This window comes from Bacillus sp. CGMCC 1.60114, assembly GCF_042676365.1.
GTDB classification, from domain to species: Bacteria; Bacillota; Bacilli; order Bacillales; family Bacillaceae_G; genus Bacillus_A; species Bacillus_A rhizoplanae_A.
The window spans coordinates 37,432-53,679 of record NZ_JBHTHG010000117.1; the positions used below are offsets into that span (position 1 = coordinate 37,432).

The following is a 16,248-nucleotide window of genomic DNA, read 5'->3' on the forward strand; positions in this document are numbered from 1 at the left end:
TTTTTCAACAGGAATTTATTGATTGAAAATCAATGTAATAATTGCACAAAGTGGCCAATTTGATAATTTCACAGACTAATATAAAACATATATAATTATAATTATTCCAATGAGAAAGATAAGAAAAGGAGAGATGAGATGATATTTTTCTTTCAATTAGCAGTAATTTTGCTAAGTACAAAGCTTGCAGGTGATTTAAGTGTCAGGCTAGGGCAACCGTCTGTACTTGGAAAACTTATAGTTGGTATTATGATTGGTCCGGCAGTATTAGGATTAATTGATAATACGGATTTACTGAAGCAATTAAGTGAAGTTGGAGTTATTCTCCTCATGTTTATGGCTGGTTTAGAAACGGATTTAAAGGAACTAAATGAAAATCGTAATTCTTCTTTAGCAGTAGCAGTTGGTGGGATTATTATGCCGTTTCTAGGTGGTTATGTTGCCGGACTTGTGATTGGAATGGAACAAGCGAATGCTGTCTTTTTAGGCTTACTTCTTTGTGCAACTAGCGTTAGTATCTCTGTGCAAACGCTTCGGGATTTAGGGAAAATGAAAACGCGTGAAAGTACAACAATGCTTGGCGCAGCTGTATTTGATGATATCCTTGTTGTTATTTTACTTGCATTTGCCATGAGTTTTTTAGGTGCAGATGATGTGAATTTAACAATGGTTATTTTGAAAAAGGTTGTCTTCTTTGCGGCCATTATCCTAATCGGATGGAAAGGCGTTCCGATGATCATGCGCTTACTTTCTCCACTTCGTGTGTCAGAATCTATTATTAGCGCAGCCCTTATTATTTGTTTCTCCTTTGCTTATTTTGGAGAATTACTAGGAATAGCGGGAATTATCGGAGCGTTTGCGGCAGGGATTGCTATCTCTCAAACAGATTATAAACATGAAGTTGAAAAGAAAGTAGAACCAATTGCTTATGCAATGTTTGTTCCTATTTTCTTTGTAAGTATTGGAATGAATATTACGTTTGCAGGAATTGGAGATAAAGTTTGGTTTATCGTCATTTTAACAATAATTGCTGTGTTAACGAAATTGGCTGGTTGTGGTCTTGGAGCACGTATGACAGGTTTTGATTTACAGTCTTCTACAATCATTGGATCTGGAATGATTTCACGTGGCGAAGTAGCCTTGATTATTGCAGGACAAGGCTTGGCATCAGGATTATTAGCGCAAGATTACTTTACAGCCATTGTTATTGTTGTTATTTTGACAACGATGATTACACCGCCAATGTTGAAGAAAGCATTTGCGATAAAAGACAAGCAATTGAAGGAGAAAAGGAGTGCTGTGTAAGCACTTCTTTTTATGTAACAATTTTCAGAAATATACAACAATAATCTTGACGTTAGCTTTATTTTGTTTTACGGTAAAATTGTAAACCATTTCCATGCTGAGGGGTGAAGATGTGGCAACGATACGAGATGTTGCAAAGTTGGCAGGAGTTTCAGTCGCAACAGTTTCACGAGTATTAAATGAAAAAGGATATGTACATGAAGATACGGTAAAACAAGTGAAGAAAGCAATTGAGGAGTTGCAATATAGACCAAATGCGGTGGCCAAGGCGTTATTTAAAAAATCTTCTATGATGATTGCCCTGCTTGTGCCTGACTTACAAGACCCGGCATTCTTACTATTACTTACAGTTATTGAAGAAGAAGCTTACAAAGAAGGCTATCAAATTATTGTATGCAGTATGAAACATAAGCGTGGTTACATGGATGTATTAGAACAAAATAACATTGCTGGTGTTATTATGACACGTGATGTATATGAAAGTTTGCAAAGAGAAATAGTATCAGTTCCGTATGTAATTGTAGATTCGGCCGAGGGGGGTTCTTTACAGTATTATAATGCAGCGGTACAAGCTGTTTCTGTTTTAGAAGAGAAAGGATGTCAGTTTCTTGCTTATGTCCATGAAGATACAAGTAATGAAGCGATGGAAGAACATTTCACTGGTTTTTTAGATGCTGTTTGGGACAAGAAGATATCTTACCGAGTTATAGAAATGCATAGGAAAGAGACAGATTCGGAACAGATAGCTGCGCAGGTATTACAAAAACATCCATACATAGATGGTATTGTTACTTGTAGCGATATTGTAGGGATTGGCTTTATTCGTGCGGCACAAAAACTTTATATCTCCATCCCGAAACATTTACAAGTTATTGGTTTGAGTGGAATAGTACAAGGGGAGTGGTCTACACCAGCTTTAACGACAATTGCCCAGCCGATAACAAGTATAGGAACACATGCAATTCATAAGTTAATTGCAAAAATAAAAAAGGTGGAATATAACCAAGAGGTAGCTGATTTGGATTTCGTTTTAATTGAGAGAGAATCAACAAAATAAAGTGAAACTTCCGTCAGTGGGGGGCTTTCTCCCCCACTGACGGAAAGCTCTCACCAATCGGGCGCATGCCAGCAGTTATCCCCCACCTATCTTCTTTGCTTCTCTCTGACTCTTGAGGTGGGGGTCTTACTGCCCGCGAATAGCGGGATAAAAGGTGCATGAGAACATGCACCTTTTTCTATTTTTCTATTTGTAGGCAGCAAGAATCCGATTGACAGAAGTTTTATTTTGAACAAAAAACATGCTTCATGCGATACACAATCCTGTTCATGAAATATAGAACAAGTCGAAGTACTCAAGGGTGCAGTATGAAGTGTTCTTGTTTAATATCGAGTAACGTTTCTGCAAAACGCTCATGTTCTTCAAAGTGTGGAGAATGGGCTGAGTTAGGAAACCAAATCATTTTTTTGATAGGCGCGTGCAGAACATCACAATATTGTTGCACAAGTGCATAAGGTGTTTGATAGTCATAGCGACCAGAACAAAAATAGACAGGAAACGAAACGCTTGGAATTTGTGAAAAGAAATCAATCGTCAACATTTCCTTCCATAATTCTCCGGAATTCATATTTCCGCTGAAAAACTTAATCCAATCTATCCACGTATATTCTGGGGATAAAAACCCTTTTCGAATGAAAGAAAAAAATGTTCCATGTCGAATAGCACCGCCAAAGATACCAAGCCATTTCCTTTGAATAAGCAGTCGTCTTTTATCTAGAAATGGTGGTTTTCCAAGCTTTTTTAAAGAAGTGAGCGCCCGGCCATGTCCGTGATACTTTGCGGATTGAATTAAATGTTCAAAAAGTAATTCCTCATTTTGTTTCATATGCACAATTTGACCAACTCCAATATAGGCTTCGATGGATTGGGGAGATTGCTGTGCAGCAAATAATCCAATGATGCTGCCCCAAGAGTGCCCAAGAAGAAATAATTTCTGTTTATGAAACCTTTTTAGAAGGTAATCAATTATTTCATGTGTATCTAAAATGAATTGCTCAATTGTTAGTGATTCTTTGAAATCTCGCCATAAAAAGGATTTTCCCGCTCCGCGTTGATCCCAGTTGACAACAATAAAATGTTTCTCAAGTTCTGCTTGGAAATGGCGTGCAAAGCCAATATGAGCCATTCCTGGCCCACCGTGTAAGCATAATAAAAGAGGTTGTTCGAGATCTTGTCCACGAATGAGCAATGATTGTTTGCGATTGTTTATAAGAACATTTTCAATTGTAGCAATGCTATTTGAAAGCAATTGCTTATTTTTATCGTAAAAAGAGGGGGTGCTGCTGCGACTGAACATGAGAGACCTCCTTTTGAGTACAATATAGTGAACGGTGTCGTTTTTTCATCATATACTAATAAGAAATCATTGTATCATAACATAATAACTTTATCCCGCATGAATGAGCAGTAAAATGCTTAAAGGTAAAAGTTTCACGTTATGTTTTAGAGAGAGGAGGGAAGAGGTGGAGATTGGTGAAATTATTGATCGCTTAAATAATTATGAACCAATAGCACTTGTTGCGAAACGAATAGAGATGAGTCCATATACACTATCAAAAAAATTACGATTGCTCGGATATGAATATGATAGTGAGCAGAAAAAAAGGGTATTTGCTGGAGAAGGAGAAGAGCCTCGTCATTTACAATTAAAAGAAGCTGTGAGTCTACAGCAGGAAAAAATAGATTATCAGCGTCTCATTTATGAGCAATTGCAACATATTTATGAGTTGTTGCAAAAACGCGAATATGGAATGTGTGTCATGTCTGTAGAACAAGGAGAGAAAAAAAAACGTACCTTTTCTCTTTCTAAACAAGTATTAGAACAATTAGATTTTTTGTCTCTTAGAAATGGTATACACAAGTCTAAGCTTGTAGAAATTGCGTTGAAAGAATATTTAGAAAGACATTGCGAAAGATAATAAAAGCGGGATTACCCGCTTTTATTATGCTATTTGCAGTCAGTAAAATCTAAAAGAAGAACTGCTTGTAAGAACTTGCTTTCTTCCGTTCATGAAAGTTGTATATTATAACTGCTAATTTATTTTTTGAATACGTCCTTCAATTTTTGCTTCAATTGGTGATTTTGCCTGTTTTACATAATCTACTAATGCATCTAAATCATTTGGTCCTGTTTCTGTATTTTTTCCATTTTTAAATGACACAAAACCATCCCCGCCAGAAGCTAAAAAGGCATTCGCTACGACAGTATATGTTTGCGAATCAACAAGGGCTTCGCCGTTTGATAAGCTTACATCAATTACTTTTTCACCAACTGCTTTGTTAGCGTCCCATTTGTACGTGATGCCAGAGATTTGGAGCATACGTGTTTTATCTTTTTGCCACTGCTGATTTAAAATGTCTCGAATATCTTTTCCAGTCAATGTTGATTTTATTAATTGGTTGCCAAAAGGCTGAATGCCATATAGTTCTCCCCATGTAATATCTCCTGCATCTAAATCGTTGCGAATACCGCCAGGATTCATAAGAGCAATTTGTCCGTTCATCGCACTGCGCTGTGCATCTGCAATTACGTTACCAAGTGTTGTCTCTCCAGCAGGTGATTCTTTTCTGTCTAAAGCAGTTGCAGCTTTACCGACAACTTCATTTACAAGAGGAGCGACTTTGTCAGCGTACTGCTCGACTTTTTTCTTAATTTGTGGATCAGGTTGAATACCATCGTGGAATGTTGTAACAATCTCAGCTTTTTTCTCTACAATATCTTTTGTTTTTTTGTCAATTTTTAAATCAACATCTGCGAAGGCAGTACCGTACGAATAAGCTTGTACAAGAAGTTTTCCATTTACAGTGCCATTTACATATGCATGGTTATGACCGCCAAAAATGACATCTACCTCTGGATCGGTATTTTGAGCTAAGTGAACGAGATCACCATCTGTAATTCCTTTATCATCCGTTGTACCAGGATTATGTGCTAATACAACTATTGCTTTTACACCTAATCGTTTTAATTGTTGCGCAGACTTGTTAATGGCTTCTACTTCATCCGTGAACTTAACGTTTTCAACCATTTTAGGCATAACAATACTTGGCGTTTCTGTTGTGACGACACCAATAAAGCCGACTGGAACTCCTTGTACCATTTTTACTGTAAATGGTGGTAAAAATAAGCGTCCTGTTGTTTTATTATAGACATTAGCTGCAACGTAAGGGAACTGTGCACCTTTAAAGTTTCCTGTTTTTTCATGATATCCGCCGTAAATAAGACGGCGCATTTCGTCTATACCTTCGTCAAATTCGTGGTTTCCAATTGTTCCAACATCAAAGCCAAGGTCATTGAAAATATCAATTGTTGGCTCATCTTGTAACAAAGCAGAAATTGGTGGACTTGCTCCAACCGCATCTCCAGCATGAACAAGTAGCGTATTTGGGTTTTGTTTTTCGCGATCTCGTAAGTATGCAGCTAAGTAATCGATCCCACCAGCTTCCTTATTGTTTATTTTTTTTACTGTGTTTAATTGACCGTGGAAGTCATTAATGCCTAGCATTTGAACATCAATGTAACGATTTTCTTGTGCAGGTGTAGAAGGTGGCTGTGCTGCAAATACACTTGAAAATGTGACTGTACTTAAAACAGCTACTGCGGGTATAATTTTTCTCCACATGTTTTTTGTTTCTCCCCTTTATATAAATCTGACATTATACGACATTATTTTAATAGATTATGAGAAAACAATCTATAAAAAGTTCTATATTTTTGGAAAATTTACAAAATATTATCTTTTTATATAGAAAATAAATAACTAATTATGCAGGATTAACTATATAAAAATTGAACAACCGCCATAAAGGAAACTTCTATCAGTGGGGGACCTACTGCATGTTAATGCGGGATAAAAGCCCCTTTCTTTTTAGATAGGCGAGAGCATTTAGCTACGCATAGAAGCAGTTAGGGCCTTTTTCTGCCACATGTAAGATTTAAAACAAAAGGAGAAAGGGAGTACATGAGGGCATGTCATGTTTTGTTCTGCATAGCAGCAACTAATATGTTGAAAATTAAAATGGATGTATATATAAATTGGAGCTAGGATTTGTGCAACTTAATAGTAATAGAGATAATTCTCTTTTGGTTGCTGGTAAATTACACTTTCTACTATAATAAAGAAAAAAGTAAAAGGTGATTTGATTATGGCAAAGAAAAAGAAAAAGCAAGTACAGAAACAAACAGGGATGAAGATGGAAAAAGAAATAGTAACAATTGGAGATCAATTGAACGAGGCATTAATGAAGCAGCTGAAAAGTAAACAAAAAGAGTTAAAAGAGCAAGAGGAACAGAAAAAAGAAGCGGAGCTAGAGAGAAAGCGTAAAGAACAGCGTGAGCGTGAAAAGAATAAATCGTTCGAAGAATTATTAGGTGAAAGTAGTTTGTCATGGAAAGACTTTAAGTAAGAAATGAATGTAAAGGGTGATGGGCATGAGAAAAGTGGAAGTAGTGCCCTATAAAAATCATTGGGCAGAAAAATTTCAGAAAGAAGCGAAACGTTTAAAGGAAGCAATGCCAGAACATGTGAAAATTCATCATATTGGCAGTACATCTGTGCCAGGGTTAGCAGCAAAGCCCATTATTGATATGATTATGGAAGTTACGAATATTGACAAAGTGGATAGCTGGAATGATTGCTTTGTGGAACTCGGATATACACCAAAGGGAGAAAATGGTATATCTGGGCGGCGTTTCTTTATGCATGGTACAGAGGAACAGAGAAGTTATCATTTACATATATATGAAACCGGCAATCAAGAAATTATGCGTCATCTCGCTTTTCGAGATTATATGATGGAGCATTGTGAAGAAGCAGAGGCGTATGCGACGTTAAAGCAAGAGCTTGCGAAACAATTTACATATGATATTGATCAGTATATTGAAGGGAAAGATGCATTTGTTCGTGATAGGGAGCAAAGAGCTATAGAATGGATGAAGAAAAGATAACGTGCCACGTATATGCGGCACGTTATTTTTATAATTGTTTTATGGAAGTAATAAAATTTTCCCTGTACTTTTTCTACTTTCTAAGTAATGGTGTGCTTTTGCTCCTTCACTTAAGGAAAATGTAGTCGGTTCAGATAATTGGATCTTTCCTTGTTGAATCCATGTAAATAGCTCTTCAGAACGAAGAACGCGTTCTTTATGAGAAGTGAGTACATTCCATAGATCCCCACCGGTTAGCGTCTTAGATGTATCCATAAGCATGCGCGGGTCTATAGGCGCTGGATCGCCTCCTGCCATTCCGTAAAAAACAACAGTTCCTCCAATACGTGTCGCTTCAAAGCTATCCATCAGCGTAGAGCCAACAGAGTCATATACGACATCTACACCTTTTCCGTTAGTCGCATGCATGACTTTCTGTTTCCAATCATCCTCATACAAAAAGGCCCAGTCTGCGCCAACTTCTTCGGCAGTTTTTGCTTTTTGGATAGAAGAAGTGAGGGCAATCACTTTACCGCCTAGTAATTTTATGATTTGTACAAGAAGCTGTCCTACACCACCAGCAGCAGCGTGTACGAGTACAATGTCTCCTTCCTTTACTGCATAGCTATCACGAGTTAGATAGTGAGCTGTTAAACCTTGCAGTAAAATAGAAGCAGCTGTTTCATATGAAACATGATTTGGAAGTGGAATTGCTTTCTCTATTGGAACCGCTACAAGCTCTGCATTTGCATATGGAACATCTGCAAATGCAATAGAATCTCCTTGCTTTATGGTCGTAACATTATTTCCTACCATTTCTACAATTCCAGCGCCTTCGTAGCCTAAAATGTATGGTGGTTGACCAGCGAGGTGATAATTTCCTTTTCTTCTATAGACATCGGCAAAGTTTAAACCGATTGCCTTCATTTTTACAAGAATGTCATTAGGTCCAATAACGGGATCAGGAATTTCTTTATATTGCAATACTTCTGGTTCTCCAAATGTGTCAAATACAAGAGCTTTCATCATTTTCCCTCTACTTTGTGTATTTTGTTTTACGCTTACACTGTAAGATAAAAGAATGAAGAAAGCAAGGAATTACTCTTTGAAAAAAGAAGTAATGAAAGGAGCGGCTAACATAAAGAGAAATTGCAATTATTTTGTCTCGCTACTAACGGGCGTTAAGCCTCCCGTTGCTGGAAGGTTTACTTTATTTGATTTTTTAACATAACGAGATTATGTAAACAAATCGTTTTTTTTTTTAGACTTTTTATTTTTTTCTTGTTGAAATGGAGTAAAGGACTAAATCAATAGCAGTCATTTTTATAGACAAAAGTGAATTTCACCGAAAGGTAGGTTGGTCAGAGATGACTGAATATTGTTTTGTATTAGATAGTAAAGGTAGAAAATTAGCACCAACAGCAGTTAATAAAGGTTGGTATCTCATTAGAAAAAAGAAAGCAGTCTTAGTTAGTAAATATCCTATGGCTATTCAGTTAAATAAGGTTGTTGAAAATGTAGATTATAAAATGAGACTAGGCATTGATGATGGAAGTTTATATGTGGGTGTGGGTTTAGTACAGGAATGTAACACCAAAAATAAACCTATTTTCAAAGCGACAATCGAACACAGAAAAGATGTTTCTAAACTAATGGAACAACGAAAAGGATATAGAAGATACAGGAGAAGCCACAAACGCTATCGTAAGGCAAGGTTTTTAAATCGTGCAAGTAGTAGGCGTAAAGGACGATTAGCACCTAGTATACTACAAAAGAAGCAAGCAATTATTAGAGTTGCCAATAAGATTAGTCAATGGATAGATATTTCAAGTATCCATTTAGAAGATGTGGCAATAGATATCCGAGCTTTAACAGATGATAAAAAATTATACCGATGGCAATATCAAAAAACAAATCGCTTGGACGAGAATATACGTAAAGCGGTTATTTTACGAGACAAGTGTAAATGTATGGAATGTGGAAAACAGAATTGTATGTTAGAAGTCCATCACATTGTACCAAGGAGACTCAAAGGCTCTAATACCTTAGAAAATCTTATTACTTTATGTAGTAAGTGCCATCAAAAGACAGAAGGAAAAGAGGAAACATTCATTGAACGTTATCAGAAAATGATTAATGGTAAGAGTTTGAGGTTAGATTTCGCTCAACATGTTATGCAAGGGAAAATGTGGTTGCAAGAACAATTACAGCAGTACGCTCCGTTATTCCTAACAACAGGAGGAGATACAGCAAATAAGAGGATTGACTGGAATATTGAAAAATCACATAGTAATGATGCATTGGTGATTACAGATGTAATGGTAAAAGATGTATTGATAAAAGATTGGACTATAAAACCGATTCGAAAAAAGAAAAAAGCAACACATAGTGAAACTTGCGGATTTAAGCATCGTGATTTTGCTAGTTATACAGATACAAAAGGCATAACATATATTGGATATGTAACAGGAATATATCCAGACAAATTACAAATTAACATTCAAACGCAAAACAAGCATTTAAAAAGAGTGAATGCACGAAAATGTAAATTAGTGTGGAAATTTAACGGATTGTATTTTATATAAATTTCTACATTATAAATACATTTGACTATATTTTGGTTCATCACCGTAACGTGGGGGTGTTATTATAAAATTGAATAATTTCACATTTAAGGATATGAAACAACCGAAAACTCACGTATCGTAATTGTTGTTCAAACAAACCACGAGAGGAGCCTTTGCTTAGAAACAGGGAGTTAATTTTGTCACCACCGATTTATGGTGATGAACCTATATTTTAATAAGGAGGAGTTTTTTTATGCATATTCCAACAACAACACTTCATAACGGTGTAAAAATGCCGATGCTAGGCTTAGGAGTATATAAAGCGAAAGAAGGGGAGGAAGTAAAGCGAGCGGTACATACTGCGTTAGATGTTGGATACCGTGCGATTGATACGGCTACTATTTATGGAAATGAAAGCGGTGTCGGAGAAGCGATTCGTGAATTTGGAATTGCTCGTGAAGAGCTTTTTATTACAACAAAAGTATGGAACGATGAACAAGGATATGAAACGACGCTTAAAGCATTTGAAACAAGTTTACAAAAGTTACAGATGGATTATGTGGATCTATATTTAATCCATTGGCCAATACGTGGAAAGTATGTGGATACATATCGCGCTCTTGAAAAATTGTATGAAGAAGGAAAAGTACGTGCGATTGGTGTGTCAAACTTCCATATTCATCATTTAAAGCATTTATTAGCGAATTGTCATATTAAACCAATGGTGAATCAAGTCGAGCTTCATCCAATGTTAGCACAATTTGAACTGCGCAATTTTTGTCAGCAAGAACAAATTCAAATGGAGGCATGGAGTCCGCTTATGCGAGGCGGAGAGGTATTTGAACATCCAGTTATTCAAGAGATTGCTAAAAAATATGGGAAAACACCTGCTCAAGTTATTTTACGCTGGGATATTCAAAGTGGTATTGTAACAATTCCGAAATCTGTTACACCTTCTCGTATTGCAGAGAATTTTCATATTTTTGATTTTTCATTAACGGAAGAAGAAGTAGGGCAAATTGATAAACTAGACTGTAATAAGCGTTCAGGAACAAATCCAGAGAAATATGATACGATGTAAAAAGCTACCGATTTTTCGGTAGCTTTTTTTATCGGTGAGATTCATATGCATCTAATTTCGCAAGTGCTTGAATGTGTGTGTACTGTTCGTCTGTCAATGAATTTACAGTCCCAGCTTTTACATTTTCACGTAATTGCTCAATTGAGCTTGCGCCGGGAACGAGAGCTGCAATGGTAGAGGTGTGTAGACAATATTGAAGTGCGGTTTCTGTTAGGGAGCGCCCATTTGTTATTTCTTTCACACAAGATACGATATGTTTTATTTCATCATAATTGTAAGAGAGATAGTCTTTTTCTTTTACTTTAGCTAATTTCAGTTCATTGTTACTAGTTAATAAGCCTTTTGCGAGTGGACCACGGGCAATGACGCTAATATTGTGTTCTTGCAAGAATGGGAACCATTCTTCTGGGCGGCGGTTTAATATGTTATATTCCATTAAAACACTTATCATATTAGAACGCTCTGCATATTGACGAATGACATTGGGACGGATGGAAGAAATCCCGTAATGACGAATGACGCCTTCTTGTTTTAGTTCTTCAAATGTTTCAATGACTTCATCAATATTATCTTCAATTGTTCCGCCATGCAGCTGATATAAATCGATATAATCTGTTTTTAATCGGCGCAGGCTTTCTTTTACTTCCTCTTTTATATATGCCTTAGAAGGGTCCCAAGACCAACCGTTTTTTTCTTCTGTCCAGCGGTTCCCAACTTTTGTAGCAAGTACAACTTGCTCTCGTTTTCCTTGCAGTGCTTTTCCGACAAACTCTTCATTTAATCCATAGTTGTATAAATCGGCCGTATCAAAAAAATTAATGCCTAAATCTAACGCTTCATGAATGATTTGAATGGCTTCTGTTTCATTTGTCCCAAGTGACATGCACCCAAGTCCAATTTCACTTACATATAAATCTGAATTTCCTAATTGACGTGTTCTCATAATTCCCTCCTTACTTTTATTGTACGAAAGCGTAAGGAGTTTCACAAACACTTTACCTTTGTGTATTCGTAATCCAGTCATGAACAGTTTTATAACGTTGTTCATATTGTTTTAACATATGACGAATTTCCCAAGCTTTTCCGACTAACGTTACTCGATTTGGTAAAATATACACTTTCATTTTCGTTTCGCTCCTTTCAATGTGATAGAATGTATGAAGAAAGACTAGGAAATAGAACAGGGAGATGAAGTCTTATGAGTAATCTTGAAGAAAGAACGATTGCGACTGAGCCTATTTTTGATGGAAGAATAATTAAAGTTCGTGTTGATGAAGTAGTATTGCCAAATGGTGAGACGAGTAAACGTGAAATTGTGAAGCATCCTGGTGCGGTAGCAATTATTGCAATTACAGATGATGAGAAAATTGTGTTAGTTGAACAGTATCGCAAAGCGATGGAAAAAGCGCTTGTAGAAATTCCTGCTGGAAAGTTAGAACCAGGAGAAAAACCTGAAGCAACAGCCATTCGTGAATTAGAGGAAGAAACAGGGTACATATGTGATAACATGGAGCTCATTACGTCATTCTACACATCACCAGGGTTCGCAGATGAAATTGTATATGTATATGCAGCGACTGGCTTGAAGAAGAAGGAAGACAAAGCGGATCTTGATGAAGATGAGTTCGTTGAGTTAATGGAAGTATCATTAGAAGAAGCGCTGCAACTAATAAAAGAGCAACGTATTCATGATGCGAAGACAATGTTTGCAATTCAATATCTACAGTTAAAAAAATAAAAACACTCGCGTAAAGCGAGTGTTTATTTTTTTGAAATTTAAAGATGACTAGCTGTAGCGTCTTTTTTTATCCCGCTATGCGCGGGCAGTAAGACCCCTACCTTAAGATTCAGGGAGAATCGTTGTCCAGCTCTAGCGGCTAGACTCTCCGGTCGTTTCACCCCCTCGGACGAGGCAAAAAGCGCCTCTCTGCCCTGGGCGAGCCGCTTCCGCTTTTCTACAGAAGATAGGTGGGGGATGAAGAAACCCCCCACTGACGGAAGTTTCACTTTATAAAGCTCGAAGGTGTCTAGCTTCAATGACAGTCCCTCGAAGTGATTTTTTATTGTATTTTTGCATATACACATGTATCACGTAAGCTACCATCAGGAGCAAGAGAGTCATTTTCTAGCGTACCTTCTAGAATAAACTCTAGGCGCTCTGCTACTAATCGTGCATTTGTATTATTGGCATCACAGCGAATTTCAAGTCGTTTTGCTCCGAGTTTATCGAAGGCGAATTGAACGGCTCCTTTTAATGCTTCTGTCATATACCCCTGTTTTGTGTGAGAGCTATGAAGCCAGAAGCTGATAGAAAACTTTGGAATATCCCAGTTTTCTGGGTGAAGGGTGAGTGCACCGATGAATGTACCTGTTGTTTTATCATATAGATGAAACGGTAATGTTTCACGAAGTAAAAACTTTCCATGCGCGGCTCTAACTGCTGATTCTGCCGATTCTTCAGTTTCATGTGTAATAGATATCCATGGCTGTAAATCTTCTAAAGAAATTTGAATTGCTTCATAAACTTCTGCCCCATCACCAGGGAACGGTTTACGTACCTGCAGGCGCTCGGTCTGAAATAATGTTGGAAAATCTAATAATAGTTGTTTCAAGCGAAATCCCTCCTATTCTCTACTTTTAAGTTTAGCAAAGTGGCGTAGAATTTCAATGTTAATTCGTCATACTTTTTTCTTTCTATCATACATTCTAGTAAGAGGAAGAACGGAGGGACGTAATATGCTAAGGAAATCGTCTTGGCAAGATCGTGTAACATATCATGTACAGGAACATTCTTCATTATATGTATTTGTAGCTGTACTTTTGTTAATGGGAGTTATTTTTGGGGCGATTCTTGTGAATAGTTTACAGATAAGCCAAAAACAAGATTTGTATTTTTACTTAAGCCGTTTTTTTGGACAAGTTTCCAAAGGGCAATTTGCAAATGCAGGTGAGATGTTTAACGAAAGCTATTTATCGCAACTAAAATATATTGGTTTTATTTGGATTTTAGGTATTTCTATTATTGGTTTGCCACTTATTTTTATTTTATTATTTTTAAAAGGAGTCGTTGTTGGTTTTACAGTAGGTTTCTTAGTAAGTCAACTTGGGTGGAACGGTTTGTTATTAGCATTTGTGGCTGTACTTCCACAAAACTTAATTATTATCCCAACATTTCTTATTATGACGACGATTGCCGCTAGCTTTTCCTTGAGTATGATTCGTCATCAATTTATTCGAAAAATAAATGAGCCTCTATTGCCACTTTTTATCCGATACACTTGCTTTTTTCTTATTATCGGTGCAGTATTAGCGATTGCTTCAGGGATTGAAGCTTATGTATCACCAATTTTTATGAAACAAGTCATGGATACTATTAACAAAAAATAATTATACTTTGAGAATTATTATCAAGTAATTTTGATTATTTTTCTTTTGACAGTTTCCCTTCTTCTGATATAATGGGGTAAGAGTGGCGAGGGAGGGAGTAGTACCGAATGGAAGAAAGAATTGATCGAATTAAAAAGCAATTACATGCAGCGAGTTACAAGTTAACACCGCAACGTGAAGCTACGGTTCGCGTGCTGCTAGAAAATGAAGAAGACCATTTAAGCGCGGAAGATGTTTACCTCCTTGTAAAAGAAAAGTCGCCAGAGATCGGACTTGCAACCGTCTATCGGACTTTGGAATTATTATCCGAGTTAAAGATTGTCGACAAGATTAATTTCGGTGACGGTGTTTCGCGCTATGACCTAAGACAAGAAGGAGCATCACGTTTTCATCATCATTTAATTTGTACAGAATGTGGTGCAGTAGAAGAAATTCAAGAAGATTTACTTTGTGAAGTAGAAAAAAGAGTAGAACATGAGTGGCGCTTTAAAGTAAAAGACCATCGATTAACGTTCCATGGTATTTGTGAGAAGTGTCAAGAAAAATTAACAGAAGAAAGCTAACCTTTTCCTATTTAGTTAGGAAGAGGTTTTTTTATTGAAAATGGGTAAGGCTTCTCATCTCAAAGTTTTAGAGAGATAAGAGGCAGGAGTTTTCAGAATTAGGTATAAATGATGAAAAGCTTGGCATATGTTGTAATAACATAAATTTTGGAGGAATTCATAATGCGCCGAGCAATTCAAGTTATTTTTGATGGTATGAAAGTATTTTTATTGTTTATCAGTTGTACGATTTTGTTTTATTTCGCTATACTATGGATAAATGAAGAATATGAAAGTTATCATCGTTATGAAAAACCTAAAGAAGGAATGGTAGAAAAGGTATCTGGAACAGAGGAGCCTGCAAAGGATGCTTTCGTCAACAGAATGATTTTTTTCTATGAAAATGGGGAGTAGAGAAGATTGGAAGATCAATTACAAGACTTTATTCATTATATGGTTGTTGAAAAAGGGTTAGCTCAAAATACAGTTGTATCATATGAGCGTGATCTGAAAAGCTATACGAAGTATTTACAAAAAGTAGAACAAATTACATCTTTTCATGATGTGGCGCGTATGCATATTGTGAACTTTTTACATCATCTAAAAGATAATGGGAAATCTTCGAAAACAATGGCGCGCCACATTGCATCTGTACGATCATTTCATCAATTTTTATTGCGTGAACGTGTTGTGGAACATGACCCATCTGTACATATTGAAACGCCTCAAGGTGAACGTAAATTACCGAAAGTGTTATCGATCAATGAGGTAGAAGCGCTATTGCAAACACCGAAAGGAACAAGTGCATTTGGAATTCGTGACAAGGCTATGTTGGAGCTATTATATGCAACAGGATTACGTGTTTCTGAATTAATTGAATTAAACTTATCAGATGTACATTTAACAATGGGCTTTGTTCGTTGCGTCGGAAAGGGAAATAAAGAGAGAATTATCCCTCTTGGTAGTTTAGCGACAGAAGCGATTCAGCATTATATTGAAAAAGGCAGACCGGAGCTGTTAGGAAAAAAAATAGCCGAAGCGCTCTTTTTAAATCATCATGGAAACCGTTTATCTCGCCAAGGATTTTGGAAGATTTTAAAGAGACTTGCACAAGATGCAAATATTCAAAAAGAACTTACACCGCATACGTTACGTCATTCCTTTGCAACACACTTATTAGAGAATGGTGCAGATTTAAGGGCGGTACAAGAAATGCTTGGTCATGCTGACATTTCAACAACACAAATTTATACACATGTTTCAAAAGCTAGATTAAAAGATGTATATAAACAGTTTCATCCAAGGGCATGAGTCTTCATGCCCTTTTACTTAGTGTAAAGTGAAACTTTCATCAGTGGGGGGCTTATTGCCCGCGAATAGCG

18 protein-coding genes are annotated in these 16,248 nt (G+C 36.7%); 12 read left to right on the forward strand and 6 right to left on the reverse strand.

Annotated elements, in window-relative coordinates:
* Positions 1 to 138: 138 nt before the first annotated feature.
* Together ACFQZ1_RS18720 and ACFQZ1_RS18725 are read left to right on the forward strand one after the other, a co-directional pair.
* Complete coding sequence (locus ACFQZ1_RS18720; protein WP_377883705.1) at positions 139 to 1,305, forward strand: cation:proton antiporter; 1,167 nt, start codon at positions 139 to 141, stop codon at positions 1,303 to 1,305.
* Between the two features lie 112 nt (positions 1,306 to 1,417).
* Positions 1,418 to 2,362, forward strand: coding sequence for a LacI family DNA-binding transcriptional regulator (locus ACFQZ1_RS18725; RefSeq protein ID WP_377883706.1), 945 nt, complete (start codon positions 1,418 to 1,420; stop codon positions 2,360 to 2,362).
* Positions 2,363 to 2,657: 295 nt separating this feature from the next.
* Here the strand turns inward: ACFQZ1_RS18725 and ACFQZ1_RS18730 are convergent, their stop codons facing one another.
* Positions 2,658 to 3,659: an alpha/beta fold hydrolase gene (locus ACFQZ1_RS18730; RefSeq protein WP_377883707.1), complete on the reverse strand. Its 1,002-nt coding sequence runs from the start codon at positions 3,657 to 3,659 to the stop codon at positions 2,658 to 2,660.
* A 166-nt stretch (positions 3,660 to 3,825) separates the two neighbouring features.
* Here ACFQZ1_RS18730 and ACFQZ1_RS18735 point away from each other — a divergent pair, with 166 nt between their 5' ends.
* Complete coding sequence (locus tag ACFQZ1_RS18735; RefSeq protein ID WP_377883708.1) at positions 3,826 to 4,281, forward strand: ribbon-helix-helix domain-containing protein; 456 nt, start codon at positions 3,826 to 3,828, stop codon at positions 4,279 to 4,281.
* A gap of 114 nt (positions 4,282 to 4,395) precedes the next feature.
* Here ACFQZ1_RS18735 and ACFQZ1_RS18740 read toward each other — a convergent pair whose 3' ends face one another.
* The gene (locus ACFQZ1_RS18740; RefSeq protein WP_377883709.1) at positions 4,396 to 5,985 is read right to left on the reverse strand and encodes a bifunctional metallophosphatase/5'-nucleotidase; all 1,590 of its coding nucleotides are present in this window, start codon (positions 5,983 to 5,985) and stop codon (positions 4,396 to 4,398) included.
* A gap of 523 nt (positions 5,986 to 6,508) precedes the next feature.
* Between ACFQZ1_RS18740 and ACFQZ1_RS18745 the strand changes: the two genes are divergently transcribed.
* Entirely contained in the window at positions 6,509 to 6,769 is a 261-nt protein-coding gene (locus ACFQZ1_RS18745) for a YqkE family protein (protein ID WP_377883710.1), read from the forward strand.
* A 25-nt stretch (positions 6,770 to 6,794) separates the two neighbouring features.
* Complete coding sequence (locus tag ACFQZ1_RS18750; protein WP_377883711.1) at positions 6,795 to 7,310, forward strand: GrpB family protein; 516 nt, start codon at positions 6,795 to 6,797, stop codon at positions 7,308 to 7,310.
* Positions 7,311 to 7,349: 39 nt separating this feature from the next.
* Here the strand turns inward: ACFQZ1_RS18750 and ACFQZ1_RS18755 are convergent, their stop codons facing one another.
* The gene (locus ACFQZ1_RS18755) at positions 7,350 to 8,315 is read right to left on the reverse strand and encodes a quinone oxidoreductase family protein (protein WP_377883712.1); all 966 of its coding nucleotides are present in this window, start codon (positions 8,313 to 8,315) and stop codon (positions 7,350 to 7,352) included.
* Positions 8,316 to 8,656: 341 nt separating this feature from the next.
* On the opposite strand from ACFQZ1_RS18755, the gene iscB reads away from it, so the two are divergent.
* Both iscB and ACFQZ1_RS18765 read left to right on the forward strand, forming a co-directional pair.
* Positions 8,657 to 9,874, forward strand: coding sequence for an RNA-guided endonuclease IscB (iscB, locus tag ACFQZ1_RS18760; protein WP_377883713.1), 1,218 nt, complete (start codon positions 8,657 to 8,659; stop codon positions 9,872 to 9,874).
* 235 nt (positions 9,875 to 10,109) lie between these two features.
* Positions 10,110 to 10,937 carry an aldo/keto reductase gene (locus ACFQZ1_RS18765; protein WP_377883714.1) on the forward strand — a complete coding sequence of 276 codons (828 nt, stop codon included), beginning with the start codon at positions 10,110 to 10,112 and terminating at the stop codon, positions 10,935 to 10,937.
* 28 nt (positions 10,938 to 10,965) lie between these two features.
* Here ACFQZ1_RS18765 and ACFQZ1_RS18770 read toward each other — a convergent pair whose 3' ends face one another.
* Both ACFQZ1_RS18770 and mciZ read right to left on the reverse strand, forming a co-directional pair.
* Positions 10,966 to 11,880: an aldo/keto reductase gene (locus tag ACFQZ1_RS18770; RefSeq protein ID WP_377883715.1), complete on the reverse strand. Its 915-nt coding sequence runs from the start codon at positions 11,878 to 11,880 to the stop codon at positions 10,966 to 10,968.
* Between the two features lie 52 nt (positions 11,881 to 11,932).
* On the reverse strand, positions 11,933 to 12,061 hold the full coding sequence (gene mciZ / locus ACFQZ1_RS18775; RefSeq protein WP_230573253.1) for a Z-ring formation inhibitor MciZ: 129 nt from the start codon (positions 12,059 to 12,061) through the stop codon (positions 11,933 to 11,935).
* Positions 12,062 to 12,135: 74 nt separating this feature from the next.
* Here mciZ and ACFQZ1_RS18780 point away from each other — a divergent pair, with 74 nt between their 5' ends.
* Positions 12,136 to 12,675, forward strand: a complete 540-nt coding sequence (locus ACFQZ1_RS18780) for an NUDIX hydrolase (protein WP_377883716.1) — start codon at positions 12,136 to 12,138, stop codon at positions 12,673 to 12,675.
* Positions 12,676 to 12,997: 322 nt separating this feature from the next.
* On the opposite strand, the gene ACFQZ1_RS18785 is transcribed toward ACFQZ1_RS18780, so the two are convergent.
* Entirely contained in the window at positions 12,998 to 13,549 is a 552-nt protein-coding gene (locus tag ACFQZ1_RS18785; RefSeq protein WP_377883717.1) for a GNAT family N-acetyltransferase, read from the reverse strand.
* 124 nt (positions 13,550 to 13,673) lie between these two features.
* On the opposite strand from ACFQZ1_RS18785, the gene spoIIM reads away from it, so the two are divergent.
* The 4 genes from spoIIM (at position 13,674) to xerD (ending at position 16,177) form a co-directional block, all read left to right on the forward strand.
* Positions 13,674 to 14,324, forward strand: a complete 651-nt coding sequence (spoIIM, locus tag ACFQZ1_RS18790) for a stage II sporulation protein M (protein WP_377883718.1) — start codon at positions 13,674 to 13,676, stop codon at positions 14,322 to 14,324.
* Between the two features lie 107 nt (positions 14,325 to 14,431).
* The gene (gene fur / locus ACFQZ1_RS18795; RefSeq protein ID WP_377883719.1) at positions 14,432 to 14,887 is read left to right on the forward strand and encodes a ferric iron uptake transcriptional regulator; all 456 of its coding nucleotides are present in this window, start codon (positions 14,432 to 14,434) and stop codon (positions 14,885 to 14,887) included.
* A 162-nt stretch (positions 14,888 to 15,049) separates the two neighbouring features.
* Entirely contained in the window at positions 15,050 to 15,280 is a 231-nt protein-coding gene (locus ACFQZ1_RS18800) for a YqzK family protein (RefSeq protein ID WP_336481511.1), read from the forward strand.
* A gap of 6 nt (positions 15,281 to 15,286) precedes the next feature.
* On the forward strand, positions 15,287 to 16,177 hold the full coding sequence (gene xerD / locus ACFQZ1_RS18805; protein WP_377883720.1) for a site-specific tyrosine recombinase XerD: 891 nt from the start codon (positions 15,287 to 15,289) through the stop codon (positions 16,175 to 16,177).
* Positions 16,178 to 16,248 lie beyond the last annotated feature (71 nt).

Coding starts and splice junctions, on each gene's coding strand:
- ACFQZ1_RS18765 (WP_377883714.1), top strand. CDS start 10,110: ATGCATATTCCAACAACAACACTTCATAACGGTGTAAAAATGCCGATG.
- fur (WP_377883719.1), top strand. CDS start 14,432: ATGGAAGAAAGAATTGATCGAATTAAAAAGCAATTACATGCAGCGAGT.
- spoIIM (WP_377883718.1), top strand. CDS start 13,674: ATGCTAAGGAAATCGTCTTGGCAAGATCGTGTAACATATCATGTACAG.
- mciZ (WP_230573253.1), bottom strand. CDS start 12,061: ATGAAAGTGTATATTTTACCAAATCGAGTAACGTTAGTCGGAAAAGCT.
- ACFQZ1_RS18740 (WP_377883709.1), bottom strand. CDS start 5,985: ATGTGGAGAAAAATTATACCCGCAGTAGCTGTTTTAAGTACAGTCACA.
- ACFQZ1_RS18800 (WP_336481511.1), top strand. CDS start 15,050: ATGCGCCGAGCAATTCAAGTTATTTTTGATGGTATGAAAGTATTTTTA.
- iscB (WP_377883713.1), top strand. CDS start 8,657: ATGACTGAATATTGTTTTGTATTAGATAGTAAAGGTAGAAAATTAGCA.
- ACFQZ1_RS18720 (WP_377883705.1), top strand. CDS start 139: ATGATATTTTTCTTTCAATTAGCAGTAATTTTGCTAAGTACAAAGCTT.
- ACFQZ1_RS18745 (WP_377883710.1), top strand. CDS start 6,509: ATGGCAAAGAAAAAGAAAAAGCAAGTACAGAAACAAACAGGGATGAAG.
- ACFQZ1_RS18750 (WP_377883711.1), top strand. CDS start 6,795: ATGAGAAAAGTGGAAGTAGTGCCCTATAAAAATCATTGGGCAGAAAAA.
- ACFQZ1_RS18755 (WP_377883712.1), bottom strand. CDS start 8,315: ATGAAAGCTCTTGTATTTGACACATTTGGAGAACCAGAAGTATTGCAA.
- ACFQZ1_RS18730 (WP_377883707.1), bottom strand. CDS start 3,659: ATGTTCAGTCGCAGCAGCACCCCCTCTTTTTACGATAAAAATAAGCAA.
- ACFQZ1_RS18770 (WP_377883715.1), bottom strand. CDS start 11,880: ATGAGAACACGTCAATTAGGAAATTCAGATTTATATGTAAGTGAAATT.
- ACFQZ1_RS18780 (WP_377883716.1), top strand. CDS start 12,136: ATGAGTAATCTTGAAGAAAGAACGATTGCGACTGAGCCTATTTTTGAT.